The following is a 266-nucleotide window of genomic DNA, read 5'->3' as shown; positions in this document are numbered from 1 at the left end:
CCGCCAGGCCGTCGATATGGACGGTAATTGTAGCTCCGTGGTGTTTAAGGGCATTAAAAATGGCGATGCCATCAAAGACATCGCCACCGGGTGAATTGATATGAAGGTTAATATGGGTCACATCACCCAGTGCCTTCAGATCGTTAACAAACTGTCGGGCAGTCACGCCCCAGTAGCCGATCTCGTCGTAGATATATATTTCCGCTTCGTTTTCGGCGCTGGCCTGCATACGGAACCAGGAATTATTTTTTGCGCTGGCTTTCGGA

The 266-nt window shown here is 50.0% G+C and carries 1 protein-coding gene; it reads right to left on the bottom strand.

Annotated features, from left to right (window positions below; genetic code table 11):
- Positions 1 to 266, bottom strand: a 266-nt coding sequence (locus HWD93_RS18480; protein WP_261647605.1) for an ATP-dependent Clp protease proteolytic subunit, incomplete at both ends; no start/stop codon positions are given.

The organism is Curtobacterium sp. C2H10 (genome assembly GCF_025407985.1).
Classification (GTDB): Bacteria; Actinomycetota; Actinomycetes; order Actinomycetales; family Microbacteriaceae; genus Curtobacterium.
This window is presented reverse-complemented; position numbering and strand designations above follow the sequence as displayed.